Source organism: Ruminococcoides intestinale, assembly GCF_040095935.1.
In the GTDB taxonomy this organism is placed as follows: Bacteria; Bacillota; Clostridia; order Oscillospirales; family Acutalibacteraceae; genus Ruminococcoides; species Ruminococcoides intestinale.
The window spans coordinates 509,457-532,988 of sequence record NZ_JBBMFQ010000001.1 but is presented as its reverse complement, the minus strand read 5'-3'; the positions used below and the strand labels follow the sequence as shown (position 1 = coordinate 532,988).

The 23,532-nt window shown below is 41.9% G+C and carries 22 protein-coding genes; 4 read left to right on the top strand and 18 right to left on the bottom strand.

What is annotated here, in order from left to right:
• Window positions 1-4 precede the first annotated feature (4 nt).
• The 8 genes from WMO31_RS02570 to WMO31_RS02535 are packed head-to-tail and all read right to left on the bottom strand — an operon-like array spanning window position 5 to window position 6,589.
• Window positions 5-709: a zinc metallopeptidase gene (locus WMO31_RS02570; protein ID WP_015523746.1), complete on the bottom strand. Its 705-nt coding sequence runs from the start codon at window positions 707-709 to the stop codon at window positions 5-7.
• A 42-nt stretch (window positions 710-751) separates the two neighbouring features.
• Entirely contained in the window at window positions 752-1,669 is a 918-nt protein-coding gene (gene fmt / locus WMO31_RS02565; protein WP_015523745.1) for a methionyl-tRNA formyltransferase, read from the bottom strand.
• A 15-nt stretch (window positions 1,670-1,684) separates the two neighbouring features.
• Entirely contained in the window at window positions 1,685-2,161 is a 477-nt protein-coding gene (gene def, locus WMO31_RS02560; RefSeq protein ID WP_015523744.1) for a peptide deformylase, read from the bottom strand.
• 16 nt (window positions 2,162-2,177) lie between these two features.
• Window positions 2,178-4,655 (bottom strand): primosomal protein N', encoded by a 2,478-nt coding sequence (gene priA / locus WMO31_RS02555; protein ID WP_367999143.1) that lies wholly within the window; start codon window positions 4,653-4,655, stop codon window positions 2,178-2,180.
• Window positions 4,615-4,821, bottom strand: coding sequence for a DNA-directed RNA polymerase subunit omega (gene rpoZ / locus WMO31_RS02550; RefSeq protein ID WP_015523742.1), 207 nt, complete (start codon window positions 4,819-4,821; stop codon window positions 4,615-4,617). The genes priA and rpoZ overlap by 41 nt, the downstream gene beginning before the upstream one ends.
• A 45-nt stretch (window positions 4,822-4,866) precedes the next feature.
• Window positions 4,867-5,448, bottom strand: coding sequence for a guanylate kinase (gmk, locus tag WMO31_RS02545; protein WP_304007466.1), 582 nt, complete (start codon window positions 5,446-5,448; stop codon window positions 4,867-4,869).
• Window positions 5,438-5,695 carry a DUF370 domain-containing protein gene (locus WMO31_RS02540; protein WP_021884019.1) on the bottom strand — a complete coding sequence of 86 codons (258 nt, stop codon included), beginning with the start codon at window positions 5,693-5,695 and terminating at the stop codon, window positions 5,438-5,440. Before WMO31_RS02540 ends, gmk begins: the two co-directional genes overlap by 11 nt.
• Before the next feature lie 9 nt (window positions 5,696-5,704).
• Window positions 5,705-6,589 (bottom strand): YicC/YloC family endoribonuclease, encoded by an 885-nt coding sequence (locus tag WMO31_RS02535; protein ID WP_101069639.1) that lies wholly within the window; start codon window positions 6,587-6,589, stop codon window positions 5,705-5,707.
• Window positions 6,590-6,819: 230 nt separating this feature from the next.
• Between WMO31_RS02535 and WMO31_RS02530 the strand changes: the two genes are divergently transcribed.
• Window positions 6,820-7,554 carry a YebC/PmpR family DNA-binding transcriptional regulator gene (locus WMO31_RS02530; RefSeq protein ID WP_118101631.1) on the top strand — a complete coding sequence of 245 codons (735 nt, stop codon included), beginning with the start codon at window positions 6,820-6,822 and terminating at the stop codon, window positions 7,552-7,554.
• A gap of 56 nt (window positions 7,555-7,610) precedes the next feature.
• Here WMO31_RS02530 and WMO31_RS02525 read toward each other — a convergent pair whose 3' ends face one another.
• From WMO31_RS02525 to WMO31_RS02500, 6 genes are all read right to left on the bottom strand, one after another.
• Window positions 7,611-8,939, bottom strand: coding sequence for a dockerin type I repeat-containing protein (locus WMO31_RS02525; RefSeq protein WP_367999142.1), 1,329 nt, complete (start codon window positions 8,937-8,939; stop codon window positions 7,611-7,613).
• A 67-nt stretch (window positions 8,940-9,006) separates the two neighbouring features.
• Window positions 9,007-10,977 (bottom strand): bifunctional 4-hydroxy-3-methylbut-2-enyl diphosphate reductase/30S ribosomal protein S1, encoded by a 1,971-nt coding sequence (locus WMO31_RS02520; protein WP_367999141.1) that lies wholly within the window; start codon window positions 10,975-10,977, stop codon window positions 9,007-9,009.
• Window positions 10,958-11,593, bottom strand: a complete 636-nt coding sequence (locus WMO31_RS02515) for a lysophospholipid acyltransferase family protein (protein WP_117519958.1) — start codon at window positions 11,591-11,593, stop codon at window positions 10,958-10,960. The genes WMO31_RS02520 and WMO31_RS02515 overlap by 20 nt, the downstream gene beginning before the upstream one ends.
• The gene (cmk, locus tag WMO31_RS02510) at window positions 11,593-12,261 is read right to left on the bottom strand and encodes a (d)CMP kinase (RefSeq protein WP_367999140.1); all 669 of its coding nucleotides are present in this window, start codon (window positions 12,259-12,261) and stop codon (window positions 11,593-11,595) included. Before cmk ends, WMO31_RS02515 begins: the two co-directional genes overlap by 1 nt.
• Window positions 12,262-12,302: 41 nt before the next feature.
• The gene (locus WMO31_RS02505) at window positions 12,303-13,544 is read right to left on the bottom strand and encodes a BaiN/RdsA family NAD(P)/FAD-dependent oxidoreductase (RefSeq protein ID WP_117966775.1); all 1,242 of its coding nucleotides are present in this window, start codon (window positions 13,542-13,544) and stop codon (window positions 12,303-12,305) included.
• Window positions 13,531-14,427 carry a MurR/RpiR family transcriptional regulator gene (locus WMO31_RS02500; RefSeq protein ID WP_015523733.1) on the bottom strand — a complete coding sequence of 299 codons (897 nt, stop codon included), beginning with the start codon at window positions 14,425-14,427 and terminating at the stop codon, window positions 13,531-13,533. The genes WMO31_RS02505 and WMO31_RS02500 overlap by 14 nt, the downstream gene beginning before the upstream one ends.
• 210 nt (window positions 14,428-14,637) lie before the next feature.
• Between WMO31_RS02500 and hisH the strand changes: the two genes are divergently transcribed.
• Both hisH and hisF read left to right on the top strand, forming a co-directional pair.
• Window positions 14,638-15,261: an imidazole glycerol phosphate synthase subunit HisH gene (gene hisH, locus WMO31_RS02495; protein WP_101069644.1), complete on the top strand. Its 624-nt coding sequence runs from the start codon at window positions 14,638-14,640 to the stop codon at window positions 15,259-15,261.
• 2 nt (window positions 15,262-15,263) lie between these two features.
• The gene (hisF, locus tag WMO31_RS02490; RefSeq protein ID WP_367999139.1) at window positions 15,264-16,019 is read left to right on the top strand and encodes an imidazole glycerol phosphate synthase subunit HisF; all 756 of its coding nucleotides are present in this window, start codon (window positions 15,264-15,266) and stop codon (window positions 16,017-16,019) included.
• Window positions 16,020-16,102: 83 nt separating this feature from the next.
• Here hisF and WMO31_RS02485 read toward each other — a convergent pair whose 3' ends face one another.
• From WMO31_RS02485 to WMO31_RS02475, 3 genes are all read right to left on the bottom strand, one after another.
• Window positions 16,103-18,307, bottom strand: a complete 2,205-nt coding sequence (locus WMO31_RS02485) for a starch-binding protein (protein ID WP_367999138.1) — start codon at window positions 18,305-18,307, stop codon at window positions 16,103-16,105.
• Between the two features lie 240 nt (window positions 18,308-18,547).
• Complete coding sequence (locus WMO31_RS02480; protein WP_021884029.1) at window positions 18,548-19,366, bottom strand: enhanced serine sensitivity protein SseB; 819 nt, start codon at window positions 19,364-19,366, stop codon at window positions 18,548-18,550.
• Window positions 19,367-19,576: 210 nt separating this feature from the next.
• Window positions 19,577-21,283, bottom strand: a complete 1,707-nt coding sequence (locus WMO31_RS02475; protein WP_021884031.1) for an alpha-amylase family glycosyl hydrolase — start codon at window positions 21,281-21,283, stop codon at window positions 19,577-19,579.
• Between the two features lie 235 nt (window positions 21,284-21,518).
• Here WMO31_RS02475 and WMO31_RS02470 point away from each other — a divergent pair, with 235 nt between their 5' ends.
• A complete protein-coding gene (locus tag WMO31_RS02470) occupies window positions 21,519-22,583 on the top strand; it encodes a bifunctional glycosyltransferase family 2/GtrA family protein (protein ID WP_101069648.1) in 1,065 nt (354 codons plus the stop codon).
• A gap of 51 nt (window positions 22,584-22,634) precedes the next feature.
• On the opposite strand, the gene WMO31_RS02465 is transcribed toward WMO31_RS02470, so the two are convergent.
• A complete protein-coding gene (locus WMO31_RS02465) occupies window positions 22,635-23,528 on the bottom strand; it encodes a YitT family protein (RefSeq protein ID WP_367999137.1) in 894 nt (297 codons plus the stop codon).
• Between the last annotated feature and the right edge of the window lie 4 nt (window positions 23,529-23,532).

The following is a 23,532-nucleotide window of genomic DNA, read 5'->3' as shown; positions in this document are numbered from 1 at the left end:
TAAATTATCTTCTGCGATTGTTCGCAATTATAATTAATCTTAAAAGCTGCATAATTGCAGTAAGAGCCGCTGCAACATATGTCATTGCAGCTGCCTGAAGCACTCTCTTTGCTCCTGTGTATTCTTCACCGTAAAGAAGATCGCCGTTTCTGATTGTTTCAAGCGCTCTTTTTGATGCATTAAACTCTACGGGAAGTGTTGCGATTGTAAAGAGTACGGAAAGCGCAAACAGGATTATACCTATATAAAGAAATACAAAACCTACTCTCTGTGTAAAACAAAAACCGACTATAATAAAAATCCAACTGAGGCTTGAACCGAGTCTTGCAACAGGAAGAATAAACGAACGGATTCTGTTAGGCAGATAATTTTCTGCGTGCTGAACTGCATGACCTGCCTCATGACAGGCAACGCCTACAGCCGCAACAGAGGTGCTGTTAAAAACCGTGTCGGAAAGTCTGATTACATTTGTTCTCGGGTCAAAATGGTCTGTCATACTGCCTGCAACATGTTCAATTCTGACGCCTGTTACACCGTGCTGACGAAGAACATATTCAGCCGCCTGAGCGCCTGTCATATTTCTTGAATTTCTTATCTGTGAATATTTTGAAAAAGTTGTTTTAACTTTGACCTGACAAATCAATGTTATTATGATACAAGGAACAATAAACACAAGATAGGTCATATCAAATCCGTAAAAGAAGCCCATAAATCAAACACCTTTCTGTCTGCATATTGCAGACGGGAATTTTTAACCGATTACATCGCCGACAGAAAGCCTGTGGCCGGCAAGGAATGCCTCGGCGGTCATTTTCTTTTTGCCCTCAGGCTGAATTTCACAAAGCTCAACCGACTTTTCACCGCAGGCAACAATCAACGGTTTTGTGCTGATTACAGTTCCCGCTTTTCCGCTCTTTTCACAGAGCAAAGAAGAATGAACCTTTATCTTTTTACCGTTAATTTCGGTTGTGGCAATCGGCCACGGATTAAGTCCTCTGATTTTATTATGCACCTCAAAGGCCGGTTTTGTAAAATCAATCGGACAAAGTGATTTGTCAATTTTTGAAGTGTGAGTTGCAAGGCTTTCGTCCTGCTTAATCGGAGTGATTTCGCCCTTTTCAAGGGCAGAAAGTGTGTCAAGAATAAGCTCTCCGCCCATAAGAGAAAGACGGTCAAAAAGCTCTCCCGAGGTTTCATTCACACCGATTTCCGTTTTGACAACTTTCAGAATGTCACCTGTGTCCAGTCCGACATCCATTTGCATAGCCGTTACACCGGTTTCCCTGTCACCGTTTAATACGCTCTGCTGAATAGGAGATGCACCTCTGTATTTAGGCAAAAGCGAGCCGTGAAGATTGATGCAGCCGTACTTTGCGGAGTCAAGAACCGACTTGGGAAGAATTTTTCCGTAAGCCGCAACAACAATGACATCGGGATTATATTTATTGATAATCTCAAGAGGTTTGCCGTCCTTAAAGGTTTCGGGCTGATACACGGGAATGTTCAGCTTTTCTGCGCACACCTTGACATCGGGAGGAGTCATTATCATCTTTCTTCCCCTCGGCTTGTCGGGTTGTGTAAAAACGGCACAAACCTCATGTTCCGAATTAGCAAGAGCCTTGAGTGCAGGTACGGCAAAATCCGGAGTACCCATATAAATTATTTTCATATTTTCACCTGTTTATCAGCTATTCATTTCTTCAATTTCGGCAGGAGTCAACATTCTTGTTGCAACCTGAGTAAAGAGAATTCCCTCAAGATGGTCGAGTTCGTGACAAAAAGCCTTTGCAAGCAAATCCTTGCCGTCAATAACAAATTCGTCACCGTGTCTGTCCTGAGCCTTAACCTTTACATAATCGGGTCTTACTGTGTAACCCCACTTGCCGGGGATTGAAAGACAACCCTCAAGAGTTTCCTGCTTGCCGCTGTAAGCGATGATTTTCGGGTTTACAAGCTCAATCGGACCTTCGCCGACATCAATAACCACAACTCTTCTTAAAATTCCGACCTGAGGAGCGGCAAGTCCCACTCCCTCAGCCTTGTGCAAAGTTTCAATCATATCGTCAATAAGATCTGCAAGGCGGTCATCAAACTTTACGACAGGTCTGCATTTTTTTGTGAGAACGCTGTCGCCCTCTTTTACAATTTGTCTTAAAGCCATAAATTATATCCTTTCGCTAACAGGTCAGAGCGTTCATATCCGCATATGTACTGACCTTTCCAAATTCCTTATTCTTTCCGAATTCTGTCATAACCGCTGAGAGCAATGCTCTGAAATCACGGTTATTTTTACATTTTATTATAAGTTTATATCTGAATTTGTTGCTCACTTTCACAACATTTGCGGGTGACGGACCGAGTATTCTCAAAGGCATGGCAGGGTATTCGCTTCTTGCGTGACTGACAAAGCACTGCAAAAAGCTGTTAGCAGCTTTCATTGTAAGCTGCTGTTTTTCACCCGAAAAGCCGATAAGACAGATATCCGCAAAAGGCGGATAAAGCATTGCTTTTCTGACCTGAATTTCGGTGCTGTAAAAGGCAAGATAATCCTGCCTTGCCGCCATAGAGATTATGAGGTTGTCGGGAGTGTAGGACTGAATAACAGCCATACCCTTTGATGCACCTCTGCCGCTTCTGCCGACTACCTGAGTTAAAAGTGAAAATGTTCTTTCGTAGCTTCTGTAATCATCGGCATACAGCATATAGTCAGTGTTGAGAACCCCCACAAGCGTCACATTGGGAAAATTGAGTCCCTTTGCAACCATTTGTGTTCCCACAAGAATATCGTACTTACCGTCTGCAAATGCCGTTATCATCTTTTCATAGGATGATTTTGAAGATGTTGCGTCGGTATCCATACGCAATATTCTTGCATCGGGAAAAAGCTCTGAAATTTCACTTTCAGCCTTTTGAGTGCCGGTTCCGCCAAATCTTAAAGATTTGCTGTGACAGGACGGACATTCTTCCGTGTAAGGCACGGAATATCCGCAGTAGTGACACATCATTCTGCGGTTGGCGCTGTGATATGTGAGCGATATTGAACAGTTGGGACACACAACAGGTTCACCGCACATTCGGCAGGTTACAAAGGTGTTGTATCCCCGTCTGTTTAAAAGCAGAATTGACTGCTTGTTATTTTCAAGATTATAGCGCAGATTTTCAAGCAAGGTTTCGGAAAATCCCGTTACATTGCCGTTTTGCTGTTCAACATTCATGTCTGCGACAACAACCTTCGGCAAAACCGCATCGCCGTATCTCTCGGTGAGCGTGTTAAGCGAATATCTTCCGTTTTTTGCGTAGTAGTAGGATTCAACCGACGGAGTTGCCGAACTTAAAACAAGCAAGGCATTATCGTAGCTGCATCTGAATTTTGCGATTTCTCTTGCATGATATCTGGGGGAGCTTTCAGACTTATAGCTGTACTCCTGTTCCTCGTCCATTATGATAAGACCGACTTTTTCAAACGGAGCAAACACGGCACTTCGTGTTCCTATAACAATTTTTGCAAGACCTTTTTTTACACGCTTGTATTCATCAAGCCTTTCACCGAGTGAAAGTGCGCTGTGAAATACGGCAATCTGCTCGCCGAAACGCTTTGAAAAGGTTGAAACAAACTGCGGTGTAAGCGAAATTTCAGGCACCATAACGATGATTCCCTTGTTATCGTTTATTACACGCTCAATCAGTTTCATAAAAACGCTTGTTTTTCCCGAACCTGTAACACCGAACAAAAGGCTTGTATGCGGTTTTGAATCGGCATATTCGGCATATAGGTTATCGCAGGCTGTCTGCTGTTGTTCTGACAACGCAACAGGGGCAAGACTTTCGTCCTTCGTCCTGTCCTCAATACGGAACACTTCTTCGTCATAGTAGTAGATAAGACCTTTTTTATAAAGTGCGTCCGTAACGCCTGTTGTGACACCCGTAAAGTAACAAACCTCTTTAACGGAAGTTCCGCCTGTCATTTTGATAAGGTCGAGAACGGCTTTCTGCTTTTCGGTAAGCTTGATATTGTCGCTGTCGGCAAGTTCGGTCGGAGCAGCCATTTTCATAACCGCATCCGAAACCTTTCTGAAAGCCTCATCTGATTTGTAAAGATAGCCCGACTTTACCATATCTTCAAGAATAACCGTGTTATCTAATCCGAAATCGTCAAGAATTTTATCGGACTTTACGGCTTTTCTTTTTGAATGAAGGTAAGCAAAAATTCTTTGCTGTTCCTCGGAAAGCTCTTCTTCATTTACACCCTCACGAACACCGTAAAGCGTTGTGATTTTGTAATTTATACCCGCAGGAAGCATTGTTTTTACCGCATCATAATAGGTGCAGAAATAATGCTCTTTCATAAACTCGGCAAGCTTCAAAAGTTCTTTTGACAGGACAGGTTCGTCATCAAGAACGGAACAAATGCTTTTGAGCTTTTCAACCGGAATGTCATCACTCACGGGAGAAAGCTCAAAAATTATACCCTGTTTCTTTTTGTTGCCTCTGCCGAACGGAACAAGAACCCTTTTGCCGACCTGAACCAAATCGGTAAAAGCAGACGGTACAAGGTAGTCAAATAATTTGTCGAAAACATATGTTGTGTTTTCAACGGCAACTTTGACTGTTAAATCAGAGCTCATCTTCGTCAGGCTCAAGAATGTTGATTTCATGACCTTCGATTTCCTTGATTGCGATAAGAACAGGCTTATCCTCTGTTACAATCTGTTCCTCTTCAAAAGTCTGAGTAATTTCTCTTGCTCTTTTTGCAACGCCTACAACAAGTGCGTACTTACTCTGCTTACCCTGTAATAATGAATCCACATCAACTTTATGCATAATAATTCTCCTCTTAAAATATTTTATGTTAATTTTCTTTGTATATTATTTAATGAGGTTTTCATCCTCTTTATGAAGAATATTGAGAACCTCATTTATTGCTGTTTCAAGGTCGCCGTTTACCACATTGTACTTATATCTGTCCTTGTAGCTGATTTCCTCGGCAGCCTGTGCAAGCCTTTTCCGAATAGTTTCTTCATCCTCTGTACCTCTTCTGCGAAGCCGTCTTTCAAGCGACTCCATTGAAGGCGGAAGAATGAATATACTGAGAATGTCGGGATATTTGTCAAGAACCTGAAGTCCGCCCTTGACCTCAATCTCAAGCAGAACATCATAACCCTGATTGAGCATATCTTCAACCTGCTTTTTAGGTGTGCCGTAGAGATTACCGCAAAACTCTGCGTGTTCAAGATAGCCGTCTTTTTTCAGAACATCGTTGAACTGTTCTCTTGTCAAAAAGTTATAATGAACTCCGTCAATCTCTCCCTCTCTCGGTTCTCTTGTTGTGTTTGAAACCGAAAGACGGATATTTTTGTCACGGTCAAGAAGTTCCTTGATTATTGTACCCTTGCCTACACCCGATGAACCGGTAAACAAAATAAGATTTCCTTTTCTGTTAATGCTCATCCTTGTTTTCCTCACTTTCGTCCGTTCTGTTCTGAATTGCCTCACATGAAATTGCCGAGAGAATAACATGATTATTCTCGGCAACAATCACCGATTTGCATTTTCGTCCGCAGGTTGCGTCAATAAGCAGATTGTTCTGTTTTGCATCCTGAACAATTCGCTTTACGGGAGCAGAGTCCGGAGCAACTACTGCAACAATCTTGTCGGAGCTGACAAGATTACCAAAACCGATATTAATAAGCTTCATCTGTTCACCTTATTCGATATTCTGAACCTGTTCACGGATTTTTTCAATCTCACTCTTGATGTCAACAACCTTATGTGCAAGAATTGCATCCTGAACCTTTGAACCGATTGTATTTGATTCACGGTTCATTTCCTGAATGATAAAGTCAATTTTTCTGCCGACAGGCTCGTCATATTCAAGGAACTTTGAAAGCTGGTCAAAGTGACTGCGAAGTCTTACGGTTTCCTCCGCAACGGCTACCTTATCCGCAAACACGGCAACCTCTGTGAGAACCCTCTGCTCGTCAACCTTGACATCATTTTCAGCAAGCGTCTGCTTGATGCGTTCCATAAGTCTTTGTTCATACTCGGCAACAGTCTGCGGAGAACGCTCCTCAATTTCACCTACAACAGAAAGAATTGTGTTGGCTCTTGAAAGAATGTCCTCTTTCATCTTCTCGCCCTCAGTTTCACGCATTGCAACAAAAGCGTCAACTGCAATCTTTGCGGCTGAAAGAACATCGGCAGTAATTTGATCCTCGTCCTCAGGCGCTTTGTGAACCGTGAAAACATCGGGAAAGCGTGAAAGTGAAACTGTTGAAACATCATTCGGAATATCGTACTTTTCGCTGATTTCCTTAAAAGCGTTGATATATCCCGAAACAAGCTGATGATTAACAGTTACATCACAGGGTTCTTCATCGGACGCACCGATTGATACAAACATATCAATCTTGCCTCGTGAAACCCTTGAATTTACATAGTTTTTAAGTTTGTCATCGAGAAATCCGTAACTTCTTGGGGTTCTGCAGGAAAATTCAAAATAGCGGTGATTCACGCTTTTGATTTCAACGGTAATCTCCCGACCGTTGATAACGGTTTCACATCTTCCAAAACCCGTCATAGATCTGATCATTTCAAAAACTCCCTTCGTAAAATTATATTTTCGTCATTTAAGCTTTATTTTTTATATTTACATCAAATTTATCGGCATTTGTTTTCTACAACATAGATTATAGCACCACAGGCGATATTTGACAATGAAGTTATTACAAAACTGTAATAACTTTTTTTATTTACATCACAAAGGTGTGTGTGATATACTTAATAAGATAATTATACTTTATTGACAAAGGAATGATATTAATGTCAGGACATAACAAATGGAGTACAATCAAGCAGAAAAAAGGTAAGAACGATGCCGCAAGAGCTAAAGTATTTACAAAAATCGGCAGAGAACTTATTGTTGCAATCAAGGAAGGCGGAAGTGCCGATCCTTCCGTTAACTCAAGACTCAAGGATTGTATTGCAAAAGCAAAGGCTGCAAATGTACCTAACGACAACATTGAAAGAATCATCAAGAAAGCGTCAAGCGATGCAGATTCAACAAACTACGAGGCTGTTACATATGAGGGCTACGGTCCAAGCGGCGTTGCCGTAATTGTTGAGGCACTTACAGACAACAGAAACAGAACAGCAGGCGAAGTAAGACATTACTTTGATAAATTCGGCGGCAATATGGGTACACAGGGCTGTGTAAGCTTTATGTTCTCAAAGAAGGGCGTTCTCGTTATTGAGCGTGAGGACCTTGAAAAGGATGAGGATACCGTAATGAGCGATGCTCTTGAGTGCGGTGCATCAGACTTTGAGGCTGACGATGATGTATTTACAATTTACACAGAAACAGATGATTTCGGCGCTGTAAGAGATGAGCTTGAAAAGCTCGGCTACACATTCGTTTCTGCTGAAATTGAAATGGTTCCAAGCACATATACAAAGCTTGAGGACGAAGAAACTGCAACAAAGATGCAGAAGATGCTTGATATGTTCGAGGATAACGATGATATCCAGAATGTATGGCACAACTGGGAAATGGACTGATAAAGTTTATTTCTGAAAAAAATTAAACCGCTCCGATTGGGGCGGTTTTTGTTTTGTCAATTTTTTTGTCTTGAAATTAAGACAAGGTCACGGTTATCTGCTTCGCCGTCAAGGTTAAAATCGGCGGCTTTGAGATATGCACCGTCTAATTCTGCATTATCACAGAGGTATTTTTGCAAAAGCGTGACATCTTTTGAATTTACATTGCCCTCGCCCGTCACATCTCCGCAAACTGCAATGACATAAGTCTTTGAATCTATAACGGCAGTAAATCCCGTTTTCAGCTTTCCGTTCTTTGCAATCGTACCGTCCGCCTTATATACATTTTCGGCAGAAGTTTTGTTTTTGAAATCGGCAACGGTTTCTCCGCTGTAAATCCCGTAAACTATCCCGTCAGAAAACAGGTATTCGGAATTATTCGGTTGAATATCTGATTTAGAAGAATTGTGATCGTCATTACTGCCGTCATTGCCACTTGTTTTCTTTTCTTCAAAATCAACCGAACCAAATACCTGAACCGTTCCGTTATCAAGCAAAACAGCACATTGATTTTTGTAAGATACAACAGCAGTTGCTCTGTCGGGAATTGACACGCTTTTTGTTTTTTCGGATGTTTTCAGATTAAGTCGATAATTCACGGCAGAATATATTTTTCCGTCAGATACCGAAACATTTTCGGCTGTGGCATTTGAAACATAATCCCTTGAATTATCTGACAGCGAAACAATAAATCCGTCATCGTTTATAACTCTGTTTATTCCTGCGTTATAAATATTTTTAAGTTCACCTGTATCGGCAACATAGGTTGATGACGATTGCGAGAGCTTGTAAATTGAACCGTCACAAAGTCTTGCGTATGACTTTCCGTTATTATTAAAAACCTCGTTTACATTGTCTGAAAAAGTTATTTTCGACTTTTTATCAGATGAAAAATCCCTGCACGCAACATAAGATTTCAGGCTGTCGGTCTTGATATAGTAAATGCGATTATCGGTTACCGAAAAGGAATTGGTAATAAAATTTTCGTCAACAAAAGTGTTCTGTGAAACATTTCCGTTATCAAGATTAAGAGAATACACTGAATATTTGTTAGTGAAAGCATCGTCAAAAACAAGTGCATAAGTGTAGTTTTCGCTCTGTGACACACTCCTTATCCGACCGCCGACAGAAAAACTGTATGCAGAAAAATCGGGCACAAGCCTTGCTGAAAACACTGTATTTCCCGAAAATGCGCACACAAATCCGCCCTTGCCGTTGCTGTCACTTTTTACAGACGAACAAGCGGCAAGGTCAGTCAAATTGTATTCATCATACGCACGGCTTCTGCACACACCGAGAAGTGTGATAAGCATAACAGCCACAGCAAGGGAAATCAGTCGTTTCATAGCCTGTACCCGATTAAATTAATTTAAAACAAAAGGGCATCCTTTCGGATGCCCACAAAAGTTCTGATTATTCAGCAGCTTCTTCAGACTTAGCAGGTGCCTGCTCGTCTTCAGGAAGAAGTGCACGCATTGAAAGGCTTACACGCTTCTTGTCGAAGTCGATTGCAGTAATCTTAGCTTCAACAACATCGCCAACCTTAAGTACATCAGCGGGCTTTTCAATTCTCTTGTTTGCAATCTGAGAAATATGGATAAGACCGTCAATGCCGGGGATGATGTTTGCGAATGCACCGAATGTTGTAAGACCAACGATTGTAGCCTTAACAACTGTTCCCTCGGGATAGTTGTTCTTGAGAATTTCCCACGGATTGTCTTCGGCATTCTTGAAGCCGAGAGAAATCTTCTTTGTTTCCTCATTGATATCCTTTATGTAAACATCAACTGTATCGCCTACATTAACAACCTCGCTCGGATGCTTAATGTGTGTCCATGAAAGCTCTGAAATGTGAATCATGCCGAACACGCCGCCGAGGTCAACAAATGCGCCGTAGCTTGTAAGCGACTTAACAACGCCCTTGTAACGCTTGCCAACTTCGCAGGTTTTCCAGAATTCTTCACGCTGAGCAGCTCTCTGCTCCTTGAGTACGCTGCGGATTGAACCGATAGCTCTTCTGCGTCTGCCGTTCTGTGAAACTTCGATAAGTCTGAAATCAACCTCCTGACCTACGAGGTCTTCAAGGCTCTCTTCACGAGTTGCTGTTGCCTGTGATGCAGGGATAAAGATTCTTGAGCCGTTGTAAAGAACGATTACGCCGCCCTTAACTGCCTCAGTAACCTTGCCGGAGAGAACCTCCTGTGACTCTGCCTTTTCTTTGAGCTCTTCCCAACCCTTCTGTGCATCTACTCTGCGCTTTGAAAGCATGATAGTGCCTTCCTGATCATTGGTCTTCATAATAAGAAGCTCAATAACATCGCCGACTTTAACTACATCTTCGGGTCTTGCATTAGGATCGTTTGAAAGCTCTGAAGCAGGAATAAAGCCTGTCTGCTTTCTGCCGACATCTACCTGAACTTCGTTGGGAGCTATGCTCAGAACTGTGCCCATTACCCTCTCGTTTGTATTAAAGTTTTTGAGGGACTCCTCAAGCATCTCCTCAAAAGATGGTTCCAAATTTGTTTCACCGGATTTTACTTCACTCATTGTATCCAGTACCTCCTTTATTATCCTTGCAGGCGTTGAAGCACCCGCAGTTACGCCGATTGATTCGGCAACCGAAACCTTGTTTAAATCAAGCTCGGCAGCGGTTTCAATGAGAACCGTGTTCTCACACTGTCTTTTGCATATATCAAAAAGCTTTCCCGTATTAGAGCTGTGCCTGTCGCCGATTACAACCATAAAGTCGGATTTGGCGGCAATCTGAGAAGCTTCGGTTTGCCTAACTTGCGTAGCATTACATATTGTATCAAATATTTTTGCATTTGTACATAGCTTTTTTATCTTTTTTACACATTTTTTCCATTCTTGTGTGTCAAATGTTGTCTGTGCGACAATTTGCACCTGTTTATTATTCTCTTTTAGAATATTTGGCAATAAATCATCAAGTTCTGCCTCGTTATTAAATGTGTAACAATCACTTGCACAATGACCTATTATACCGCAAACCTCGGGATGATTTTTATTTCCTGCAATCAAAACAACATCATTTTCAGGGTTTGTGTTTGATACAATCTTGTGGATTTTTTTAACAAAAGGACACGTTGCGTCCTCAAAGTTAATTCCTCTTTTTACAAGAGAATCAATAACGCTTTTTTCAACTCCGTGTGAACGGATTACAAGCGTTGTGTCGTCAGTAAGCTCGTCAACCGCTTTAACGGGAGTGCATCCTCTTTCTTCAAGCTCGTGAACCATTTCCATATTGTGGATAATAGGTCCGAGGGTTGCAACCTTTATTCCTTTTTCAAGCAGTTCATTTACGATATTGATTGCACGGTTGACGCCAAAGCAGAATCCTGCAGAATCAGCCTTTTTTATACTCAATTAAATCCTGCTCCCTCATTCTTTTGATTTCGTCCATGATCATGGTTGTTGCACCTTTAAGTTCCCGTCTTCCGCTGTCCGGAGTAAGTCCGAGCTTTTCGGGTGTGAGAGGTTTGCCGAAGTGGATAACTCTCTTTGCAAATGTATGCTTTTTGTTGCCTACAATTGTGATGCAGGCAGGCACAACAGGGACCTGCATCTGCTGTGCAACAAGAGCACATCCGCTGCGGGGACGCATAAGCTCGCCTGTTTTGGAACGACCGCCCTCAATAAAGATTGTCATAATCTCGCCGTCACGGATAAGGTCTTCGCCTGTCTTGATAGCCTTGCCGTCACCTGCACCCCTTTCAACGGGGAATGCACCGAGCGCACGGATTAACGCACCGAAGAATTTATTTTTAAAAAGTTCAATTTTTGCCATAAAGAACAGTCTGCGCTTTTTCTGCGACAAACCGAGAAGAACCGGATCTGAATTTGATATATGGTTACTTGCAATAATCATGCCTCCAACAAGCGGAAGCGGCTCTTCAATTATAGTTTTATATCTGTACAAAAGTTTGAAAACAGGCTTGCAGACAGCTTTGCCGACTGCATAAAGTGCCTTTGACTGACCCATCAGATATTCTCCTTTATAACGGAAATTATTTTTTCAACCGACTGCTCAAAATCAAGCTCTGTTGTGTCAACGGTAACGCAACCCTCGGCAGGCTTGAGCGGAGCTGTTTTGCGGTGAGTATCGTTGTAGTCACGGGTTATTACATCGTTTAAAATGTCGTCGTATTTTACATCCATACCCTTTTCAACAAGCTCCTTATATCTTCTTTCGGCTCTTGCCTCGGGTGACGCTGTAAGAAAAATTTTAACCTGTGCATCGGGCAGCACAACTGTGCCGATATCTCTGCCGTCCATAATTACATCATGCGTCTTTGCCATATTTCTCTGCAAATCAAGAAGATATGCTCTTACAATCGGTACGGCAGAAATTTTTGACGCCATCATTGATGCCTCCGGAGTTCTGATGAGTCCGGACACATCTTCGTTGTCAAGCAGAACAATCTGCTCGCCCTTGTCATTGAATGTTAGGTCAACTGTGATTTTTGAAAGCAAATTCTTTACCGCATTTTCGTCTTCGGGAGCTACGGAATTTCTTGTTGCCGACAGACCGATTGTGCGATAAAGCGCTCCTGTATCAACATAAATACAGTCAAGTGCCTTTGCAACTCTTTTTGCAATTGAGGATTTGCCTGCTCCTGCAGGACCGTCCAAAGCGATTGCTATTGACATAAATTACATCCTTTCAATCAAATATATTATGTATAATCAAATCAGATATATGCACTGTTTTCTCCGGCAAGCCGTCCGGTACTCCATGCAATCTGGAGATTAAAACCGCCTGTGTAGGCGTCGCAGTCGATTACTTCACCTGCAAAATACAGACCGCTTACAAGCTTGCTTTCCATGGTTTTCGGGTTGATTTCGGAAGTTTTTACACCGCCTGAGGTTATGATTGCCTCCTCAATCGGTCTGAAACCGCTGATTTCAACCGTAAAGCATTTGAGAATTTCACAAAGAGCGTGTCGCTCCTCTTTTGTAATTGAATTACATTTTTTGTCAAAGGGAACTCCCCAGCGTTTGAGAACGGGAACTATGATTTTTCTCGGCAAAAGCTTTGAAAATGCGTTTGAAACATCACGGTTTGAATTCTCTTTGAAATCGTTCTGAATACGCCTGTCGAGGTGTTCAAAATCAAGTGCCGGCTTGAGGTCAATTTCCGCAATATAACGGTCGGGCTGAATATCACGGATGTGCGAGCTTGCCGATAAAATCATCGGGCCGCTCATTCCGAAATGTGTAAAAAGCATTTCGCCGAAGTCGCTGTAAACAGCCTTTTTACTGTTCTTATCAACTATTCTGAGCGCAACATTTTTTAGGGCAAGTCCCTGCATATCCTTGCATTGTTTATCACCGGAGGTAAACGGCACAAGCGACGGTTTGAGCGGAACGATTGTGTGTCCTGCCTGTTTTGCAAGTGTATAGCCGTCACCTGTTGAGCCCGTAAGCGGATAGCTTTTACCGCCGCAACAGATAATTACGCTGTCGGCATAGTAGGTGTTTTCTTCGCATTTAACGCCTATAACGGCACCGTCCTCAAGAATAAGAGCGTTTGCCGTATCACACACGATTTTACAACCCGATTCAACGGCATAATCATGCATTGTATCAACAACATCAACCGATTTGTCGGATGCGGGAAACACACGATTTCCCCTTTCGGTCTTTGTTTTAAGTCCTTTGGATTCAAAAAATTCGATTGTATCCTCGGGAGTAAATGCATTGATTGCAGAATAGAGAAATCTTCCGTTTACGGGAACATTATTGATAAAAGTCTGCACATCGCAGTTATTGGCAAGGTTACACCTTCCTTTGCCCGTTATCATAATTTTCCTGCCGACACGCTTGTTCTTTTCGATTATCGTAACTGATGCACCATAGAGCGCCGCAGTTGCACCCGCCATAAGACCTGCCGCACCTGCTCCGATTACCACAACTTTTTTACTTATCATCATCTTCAATATTACCCATTATTTCTCTGTCACGGTTGGTGTAAACTCCGTCACGATTCCACACAAGCTCAAGTCTGCGGAATGTGTCGGAAACTTCATCTTTCTTTTTAAGCACGGTTGCAACAATAAGAGCATTGATAAGACTTAACGGTGCAACGAGTGAGTCTACAATTGACGCCATATCACTTCTTGCAATAAGCACGGAATCGGCGCTCTGAACAAGAGGAGAAACCATACTGTCCGTGATTGCAATTGCGTGAGCGCCTCTTGAACGGGCAAAGTCCATTGCCTCAACCGACATTGAACTGTAACGGGGAAATGAAATACCGATCATAACATCTTTGTCGGTGATTCTGAAAATCTGTTCAAAGGTTTCGGTTTGACTGCCGCTTGTGATAACACGCACATTGTCAAAAATCATTTCAAAATAGTACGCAAGGAAGTTTGCGATTGCGGCTGTTGAACGCACACCGAATATGTAAATACGCTCTGCCTTGCAAATTTCATCAACTGCACGGGCAAAATCCTCATGAGATGTTTCTTCAATTGTTCTGCGGATTTTATCGATATCCTGATTAAGAACGCTGTCAAGCACATTGTCATTACCGATACGGTTAGAGGTAACTTCAATTCGCTGAACAGATGTGAGCTTGTTGCGAATCATCTCCTGCATTGCTTTTTGAAGCTTAGGATAGCCGTCATAGCCGAGCTCGGTTGCAAAACGAACAACCGTACTCTCGCTGACTCCGACAGTTTCACCAAGCTTTGATGCGGTCATAAATGCCGCCTTATCGTAATGCTCTTCAATAAAAAGAGCAATTCTTTTTTGTCCCTTTGAGAGGGAATTCATCATTAAATCTATTCTTGTGAGCAAATGAGTAATCATTTTTTTAATATCTCCCGTTATAAATAGTAAAAACAGACACACTGTCTTAACCAATTCATTTTAACACAAGAACTTGCAATTTACAATAAGATATAAATTAAATTATTGTAAATTTTACGAAATTATGAAATATGCGTCGGTTTATGTTGCAATAATAAATGTTGTATGGTAAAATTGTTTAACAGAAAGCAAATGACGGAGTTGATAAAAATGATAGCAGTTATTGATTACGGCGCAGGCAATATCCGCAGTGTTTACAAAGCGTTAAAGCATATCGGCTGTGAATGTGTGATTACAAGAGATAAAGACGAAATTATGAATGCAGACGGTGCTGTTTTGCCGGGTGTCGGTTCGTTTGGCGATACAATGGACACAATGAATTCATACGGCATTAAAGACACGGTTATTGAGTACATAAACAGTGAAAAACCGTTTTTAGGCATTTGTCTTGGACTTCAGCTCCTCTTTCCCGAAAGTGAAGAAAGTCCGAATGTAAAAGGTCTTTCGGTTTTTGACGGTACAATCACAAAGATTCCGTCAGGCGAAGGCTTAAAGATTCCGCACATCGGTTGGAACAGCCTTAAAATCAATGAAAAGAGCAGACTTTTCAAAGGCATCGAACAGAATGCATACGTTTATTTTGTTCACTCATATTTTTTGAACGCAAGCGACAGGAGTATTGTTTCGGCTCAGACGGAATACGGTGTTACGATTGACGCCGCTGTCGAAAAAGGCAATGTTTTTGCAACTCAGTTTCACCCCGAAAAAAGCGGCAAAACGGGACTTAAAATTCTCAGAAATTTTGCTGACATTGTAAAAGGCAGGGAGGAATAAATATGTACGCAAAAAGAATAATTCCATGTCTTGATGTAAAAAACGGCAGAGTTGTAAAAGGTATGAGTTTTGTAAATCTTGTTGACGCAGGCGATCCCGTTGAATCTGCAATGCAGTATGACAAACAGGGTGCTGACGAGCTTGTATTTCTCGACATTACCGCATCAAGCGATTCAAGAAACATCACCATTGACATGGTTGAAAAGGTTGCAAATTCAATTTTCATTCCGTTCACGGTCGGCGGCGGTATCAGAAGCGTTGAAGATTTCAATGTTCTGCTCAGAGCCGGCGCAGACAAGGTGTCCGTAAATTCAGCCGCTGTTCATCGTCCCAAACTCATCAGCGAGGCGGCATATAAATTTGGCAGTCAGTGCGTTGTCGCCGCTATAGATGCCAAAAGAAACGGCGACAGCTGGGAAGTTTATGTGAACGGCGGAAGAACTCCTGTCGGTATGGATGCAATTGAATGGGCTGTAAAATGCGAAAAACTCGGTGCGGGAGAAATTCTCCTTACAAGCATGGACGAGGACGGTCAGAAAAAAGGCTATGACATTGCACTTACAAGGGCAGTTTCCGAAAAGGTGAACATTCCCGTAATTGCAAGCGGCGGTGCGGGCGCACTTGAGCATTTTTATGATGCTTTTACAGAAGGCAAGGCTGACGCAGTTCTTGCGGCATCACTTTTTCACTTTGGTGAAATTCCGATTCCCGAACTTAAAAAATATCTCAACAAAAAAGGAATTCCCGTAAGGCTTTAATTTACATACAAGGTTTATACAAAAGGCGGTTATGCAGAATATGCACAACCGCCTTAAAAGTTTTTAATATTAAATTTTATCGTTTAAGCAAGGTTAGCTATGATTTTCTGAATCAATGTTGCATCTGTAACCTCAATAATGCCGTTACCGTTTACATCGGCAATCTTCATTGTTTCTGCGTCAAAATCTTCAAGCTTTACGATGTATTTCTGAACAAGTGTTGCATCAACAACAGTTACACTGCCGTCACGGTTAACATCGCCCTTGAGAGTTTCATCCGATGAAGACGAACCTACAACGAATGTCTTTGTTGACTCTGCCTTGTTTCCGTTTGCATCAACTGCAACCACACCGATTGAATATGTGCCGTCAGCCGACGGAGTCCATACACATGAATCTGTGTTTGAGTTCTGAACTGTTTCACCGTTAACTGTGAATGAATAAGTTACATCACCTGTAGCGTGATAGCTTTCTGCCAAAAGTGTGACAGGTGTGCCTGCACTCTGTCCCGAATTGAGGTTTGCACCGAAGTTAACCTCAAACGGAGCTTCGTTTACTTCTGTGTCGGGAAGAAGCGCACCAATTCTTGCAAGCGGAACTGTGATATTGTCAATATCTTCTTTCTCGTGTGAGGTTGAAGGATCGTAGCTGTACTCAAGATTTGCCTGATCAAGCATTGAGGGATCATGCGGAAGTGTATCCATACCCGATGTGCCGTATGTGAGAATCTGCATTGCACCGATACCCTGTGTTTCAATGTAGCTGCGGTCAATACCTAAAGTATTGAGCGGAACTGCAATTTCGTAAACATAGCCGTATGAGTTCTTGTAACCTTCATCGAAGAAGTCAACCCAGTTTGAGTTCATATCGAGGTTATCTCCTGATACTCTTGAACCCTTTGGAGCGTTGATACCGAAGAGTGATGTACTCTTTGTTCCGTTAGCGTATTTGATTTTAAATCCGTTTTTATTGTCCTGAGCCTGAAAGCTTGTTACACCGATTGGAATTCTTGTGTCATAGTTGAACATATATGTTCCGTCTGTGTCCTGAGTATCCGCCTTGAAGATTGAAGCGCCGCCGTTTGAGTTGTTGGAGTCAAAGGCAACAAGTGTGTCTATATGAGTTGTAAAGCCTGTGCCTCCGTCTTTTGCAGTGCCGTTTGTGCAACCCCATACGAACGGATTGGTATACACAGAACCGTCCTTGTTTGTACCTACTGCCTTGCCTGTTGCCTGCTTTGCAGGGTCAATTGACAGAGCAAGATACATAGGAATACTGTTTCTCCAAGGACGAGCCTCATTTGATGCGGCAAAGTTGTCCTCGGGAGAAGTTATGTATGTTGTGTTAGCCAGTTCAAGCAGGAAATAAAGATTATCGTCGTCCCATGCACTGTAGAGAGCATAAGCATCCCACGGCTGTTCATGCATTGAAGAAGGCATATAAACTCGGGGATCATCGTTTGCAACACCCTGAGCAATAATCATTGAGCTGTCCCAGTCGCTTAAATCACCATCAACAGAGATTGTCTTATGCTTGCCGAGCTGCATTTCAGGGTTTGTGCCGTAATAGCCGCTCTCAGGCGCTGTTGTGTGGCCGTCTGATTTAGCGGAGAAAGTTGTCTTTGACGCTGTAAAAGTCTTTTTGAAGGTATATGTCTGCTCCGTTTCAACCCCGTCTGCACCTGTTGCATAAAGTGTAAGCGTAACTTTTGAATTGCCGATTTTACCCTCACCGACTTTTACCGAATCACCGTTTGCAAACTCTTTCTTAGCTGAACCGTCAACTGAGTAATAGCCCTTGTCGGCATTCTTTAACGCAAGCTTTACATCAAGTGATTCTGTTGAAAAAGACGTATTGTTTGCTGTAAGTGTGTAACCGTAAGCGTGATCATCAGGCTTGCCGTAATCAATCCACTGCTTTTCGGCTGTGAGCATTTTACATTCGCCGGTTTTGAGTGAAAGACCTGCTGCCTCAGGATACTGCTCCTTGCCATTGCCTTTTTCAAGACCGTTGTTGAAGATGATTTTTTCCGATTTAAAAGAAGACGCAAAGCTTGCCTTATAAAGACCGCTGTCCTCTTTTGTCATAAGCTCTCCCGGCCATTCGGCATTTTCCTTTGTGCCGTATGCGTAAACATAAACATCCTTCCATCCGTACTTTGAGTTGTCAAAGTACACCTCTGAACCTGACGATGTTGCTGCCGAAACACCACCTGCCGACACGACAAGTGCTGAAAGCACCATGAGTGCGGCAAGAACAATGCTCGTGATTTTTCTTGTTCTTTTCATTTTGATTCCTCCATTTCATAATCGTGGTAATGCGATTGCTTTTATTATAGCATTTTGCACTTGTTTTTTCAATTCATTATCACATTTTTGTTTCTTTGTACAAGTTATTGTGCAGAGTTTTGTAGACTTAATTAAATAAAGCTTATTTTTGACTATATCGCAACATATTTTAACCATAAAAAATCCGCTGACATAAACTGTCAGCGGATTTAATGTTTTGCAAAAACAATATTTAAATAATCAGTTTTCTTTTCTGTAGAAAGGTTCAACACCCTTTACTGCATTTTTTGCAAAATCCATTGAATATGGCATCATTGAAAGCTGGATTTCATCGTCAAGGAACGGATTTGCAACCTTACTGATTGCATCGAATGTGCTTTCCATATCACCGAAGAAATCAACCACGATGAAGTAGCTCTTTTGACCGTTCTGCTCAATCAAGCGAAGATATGCGGCATTTACTGTCGGCTCTGTGCTGAAATGATTAATAAGAGCAGCCATAAGATCAATCGGATATTCTTTAGGCTCACCGAGACTGATTGGTGAACCCGGTTCGATTGTCTGATTTTTGAGTTTCATATAGTCCTTCTGCTGTTTGAAAGAATGAACCATCTGTTTCGGGAATGTTACGCTCTTTCCGAAAGGATTGATTACAAAGCCCTTTACATCAGCCTGGGGATCCATTACCATCTGGGCAATACTGTCAAAGTCTGTAACAACCTTCTGTGCATTTTGAGTGTCTTTCCACTTGAAAAGTTCGTCTGTGTCCGTAAACACACCGAAAAACTTTTCTTTGTTGCCGTTTTCAAGAAGTCTGAACTGAACCTGAGTTGACTGCTGCATAACAGTCTGACCGTTGGTTGTCTTAGCCTCTGTCTTTGGTGTTACCTTTGCAGGGAGAATGAATTTCGCCTTCATAACCTCATCGATCATCTTGTTGATGTTTTCGGTTGTGTTGTCATCCTGCATTTTTTCAATAGCGGCTACGAGGTCTGGATTCTTGATTTCCTCTGCCGGCACTTTGCTTCCTTCCATTTTTGCGCCTTTAAGTTCGCTCATGCTTTGTTACCTCCGTTATTCTGCTGTATGATTTTTGTCGGGAAATACTGCAAATCGTCGGATACTTCACCGTCAAATAAAATAATATTCGGTGAATTTAAATTTCTTTTGATTACGCAGTCGTAAGTTCCGTCTTTTCTTTTTGTTTCTGCACCGGTGTGTGGTTTTGCATTACAGACATCGGTGCAAGCATAGCATAAAATTCATCTTTTACATATAAGTGAATTCAAGTCTTTCGTAAGTTTTGACGCCCTCGGCATTTTCCGCACGAAGCTCAAGCTTTGAAACATCGCTGTCACCGTGCTTGATTGTTACTTTGTCACCGTCTTTGTACGAAACAGCCTTTCCGCCGTCAAGGGAATATGTGGCATTATCTGTGTTTGAACAGGTGAGAGTTACCTCGTATGTATCATCGCTGTATGTAAACTCTGTTTTTGAGTCAACACCAACACTTGCAGGTCTTGCATATTCAGTGTATCCCTCATTATAAAGAACTACAACTGAATTTTCAGGGATATCCGTATCACAGGTAATCTTACCGTTTTTAACAGTATATTCGGTTTTGCGGTCAACGCGGTCAACATATGTTCCGTCAGCAAGATTTGTTTCAAAATCAACCTTGAGAGCATCATTTGTATTGACAATTACAGCTCCCTTTGTACCTCTTTCAATCATAAGAGCAGTTGAGTCAAGGTTAGGATTAACGAGATTTTCGTCTTCACCTTTCATTGCTGTTCTGAAGAAATTCACTGCGGAAACACGGTTGTCCTTGTACATATCGTCACCCTGTGTGCCGATTCGGTTCATGCCCCATGAATTGTCGATTGAACTGTTATACGGACGGTCAAAGAAGAGCGGTGTTCCGTCTTTTCTTGCCGTGATTATTGCCCAACCGAGGACAACCTGTTCGCTGTCGATATTGTTGTATGTGCAGTCGTTGATGTAGTTATCGTGGGATTCAACCCATGTTACGATATTCGGGTCTGCATTGCCAATCCAATAATCAGACACAACTGCCGTGTCGATATTGCCGCTTGCAATTCCCGAACGAATTTTACTACCGTAGGTGCTTGATGTGGTTCTGCCGATTTCTTTTATATAGTCGGCAAGTCTGTCATTGTCGCCCTGAAGCACTTCGCCGTAGATAAAAAGATTTTCTGCGTTATCAACTTCTTTTGTTGCTTTTTCCCAGAAGTTATTTTTAAAGCCGTCATCTTCTTTTGGATCATCGGAAAGTCCGATATGCTTTGCCGTGTCATATCTGAAACCGTCGGCACCGCAAGCAATACAATCGTTAATGTAATTAAAGAAATACTTTTGAAACGAAGGTCTTTCCGTGTTGATGTCGGGAAGTCCTCCCATCTCATGCGTGGTGCAGGCAAGTCTGTCACCGAAATCATTAAGGGGCGTTCTGCCCTCCTTGTGATAAAGGGTTTCAAGACTTCCGCCGCCGGCCTCAATAAGATCTTCGCTTACCTCATCGGTTGCCGGAGTAGTGTGGTTTGCAATTACATCGACAATAACCTTTATACCATACTTATGAGCCTCATCGCACATTGCCTTAAATTCATCACGAGTACCGAGCTGATAATTACCGATTTTGAAATCAGTCGGCTGATAGTGATAGTACCACTTTCCGTTGCCGTAAAGATCCATACCGCCGTCTTCGCCCTCAAGGCACTCGTTAATCGGAGATGTCTGCACAGCCGAAAAACCTGCTGCGGCAATATCCCCCATTGACTCCTTTATTGTGTTGAAATCCCAACAAAATGCTTGAAGAATCGCACCGTCAGCCACCTTGTCGGCTGTTTTGTAGTCAATTGACGCCGGCTGAGTTTGTGAGCAGCCCGTACCCGACACTGCAACGGCAGTAATCATAAGAGCCGAAAGAATTCCTGCTGATATTTTTTTAAACATATTTCACCGTCTTTCTGTTTTTAACTTACTTGAGATACAGTATAACATAAATGATATGATTTTTAAATAGTTTTTGGCATTTTTGCCATATTTTTTTATTAAAACGCCAATAATGACACAAACTATGTTTTTGAGCAAAAAATCGTTACAATGTTTACAATAGAAAAAAATTGAATATTGTCACAAAAGAAAAATTGTTGTATACTAAAAATATAAAAATGAAAGGAACAGCTGCATGAGTCACGCGATAATTATTCCTATTTATTGTGAAAACAGAAATACAATCAACCTCTGCAATGAATTACAGAATTTTGGAGCTGAGCATATTGTTGTTGTCAATGACGGTCTTAATCCCAAATCGGAATATTTTAACGAATTGACAAGTATTGGCTGTCATCTTGTTCACCTGAAAAATAACAACGGCAAAGGTGCAAGCCTTAAAGCAGGCATCAAATACGCTCACGATAACCTTTATAATATCACGGGCTACATTACCTGTGACGCTGACGGACAACATACTGCAAATGATGTTATGAAAATCAGCCGTATGCTTGACCTTAGAAACGGCAGTCTGATTCTTGGCAAAAGAGATTACAAAAAGTCTAAAATGCCGATTAATATACGAATCGGAAACAGACTGTCCTCGGCATATTTCAAGGTTATTACGGGCAAAAGCTGCAAGGACACTCAAACAGGACTGCGAGGTATTCCTGCATTTCTGTATGACACGGTGATGAAAACAAAGGGCAGTCGTTTTGATTTTGAAATGAATTTTCTAACAAAATGTGCCGACATGAGAGTCCCGTTTTACTTTGTGAACATTATAGCCGATTGCTCAAACTGCAGCAGCAATTTTCGGCTTATTAAGGACACCTACCTTATCTACAGAACTCCGTTGAGATTTGCGACGGCATCAATCGGCTGTACGATAATCGACCTTGTTTTGTTCACGATTTTTGCGTATATTCTGCCGTCACATATGTTCTTTAACATTATGCTGGCAACGCTTATGGCACGAGTTGTTTCGGGAGGAATTAATTTTCTCATCAACAGAAAAGTCATCTTCGGCAATACGGATAACGGAGCAAAACAGGCACTCAGGTTTTTCATTCTGTTTTTCTGCATAATGTGTGCAAGCTCACTTATTGTATCGGCACTTTGGTTCCTGCCGATTCCCGTTACACTCACAAAGGCGATTGTCGATCTTTTGTTGTGGACGGTCAATTACAAAATGCAGAGAATATGGGTTTTCAAGGACAGCAACAGACTTAAAAGAACTCCCAAAAGCAAAAGAAAATAAAACAAACGAAAACGGTGACACGAAAATGTCACCGTTATTTTTGTATAATTTTTAGTTGCTGTCAATATTTACAAAACCTCTGCCCTTTATTGCGCCTGCAGTCGTTACGATAATAAAGGCATTGGGATCAACATTTTTGATTCCCGATGTAATTTTGTAAACCTCTTGAGGACGGACTGCGCACATAATAACTTTTTTATCATTACCGCTGTATGCACCCTCACCGTTGAGGTATGTTACACCTCTCTTTAGGTTTTTCATAATATTGGCACTCACTTCTTCATAATTGTCCGAAATTACAAACATAAGCTTGCCGTTACCTCTTGAAGTACCGTAGCTTACAGCATCAATTACCTTTATGCTGATAAAAATTACAAGTAAAGCATAGAGTACATTTTCAATGCTGTGATAAACAAAGAACACCATTAATAGCACAAGAATATCGGACACAAGGATTATCGTACCCGTTGAAATGAACGGAAAATGCTTGTGAAGATTCAGTGCGATGATGTCTGTACCGCCTGTTGAACCGCCTCGGTAAAAGATAAGACCGAGTCCGAGACCGTTAAGCACTCCGCCGAATCCTGCGGCAAGAATTGTATCGCCCGTATATGCAGGCAAAATCGGTGTAAGAACATCAATCATAACCGAAACAAGTGCCGTTGCAACAAGGGTTCTTGTAAGAAAGCCCTTTCCGTTCTCGATAAATCCCCAGATGAAAAGCGGAATGTTCATCAAAAAAATCATAATACCTATCGGCAACGAGAACATATAGTTGAGCATTGTGGCAACACCCGTAAGTCCGCCCGGGGCAACATTGTTAGGTGATGTAAACATTGCTACCGATATGCCGTAAAGAACTGCTCCGGCGAAAATTACAAGATAATCAAAAAATAGTGTTCCTGCCTTTGCAAGACGGGAATTCGGTTTTAAATTCATTTGCATAAAA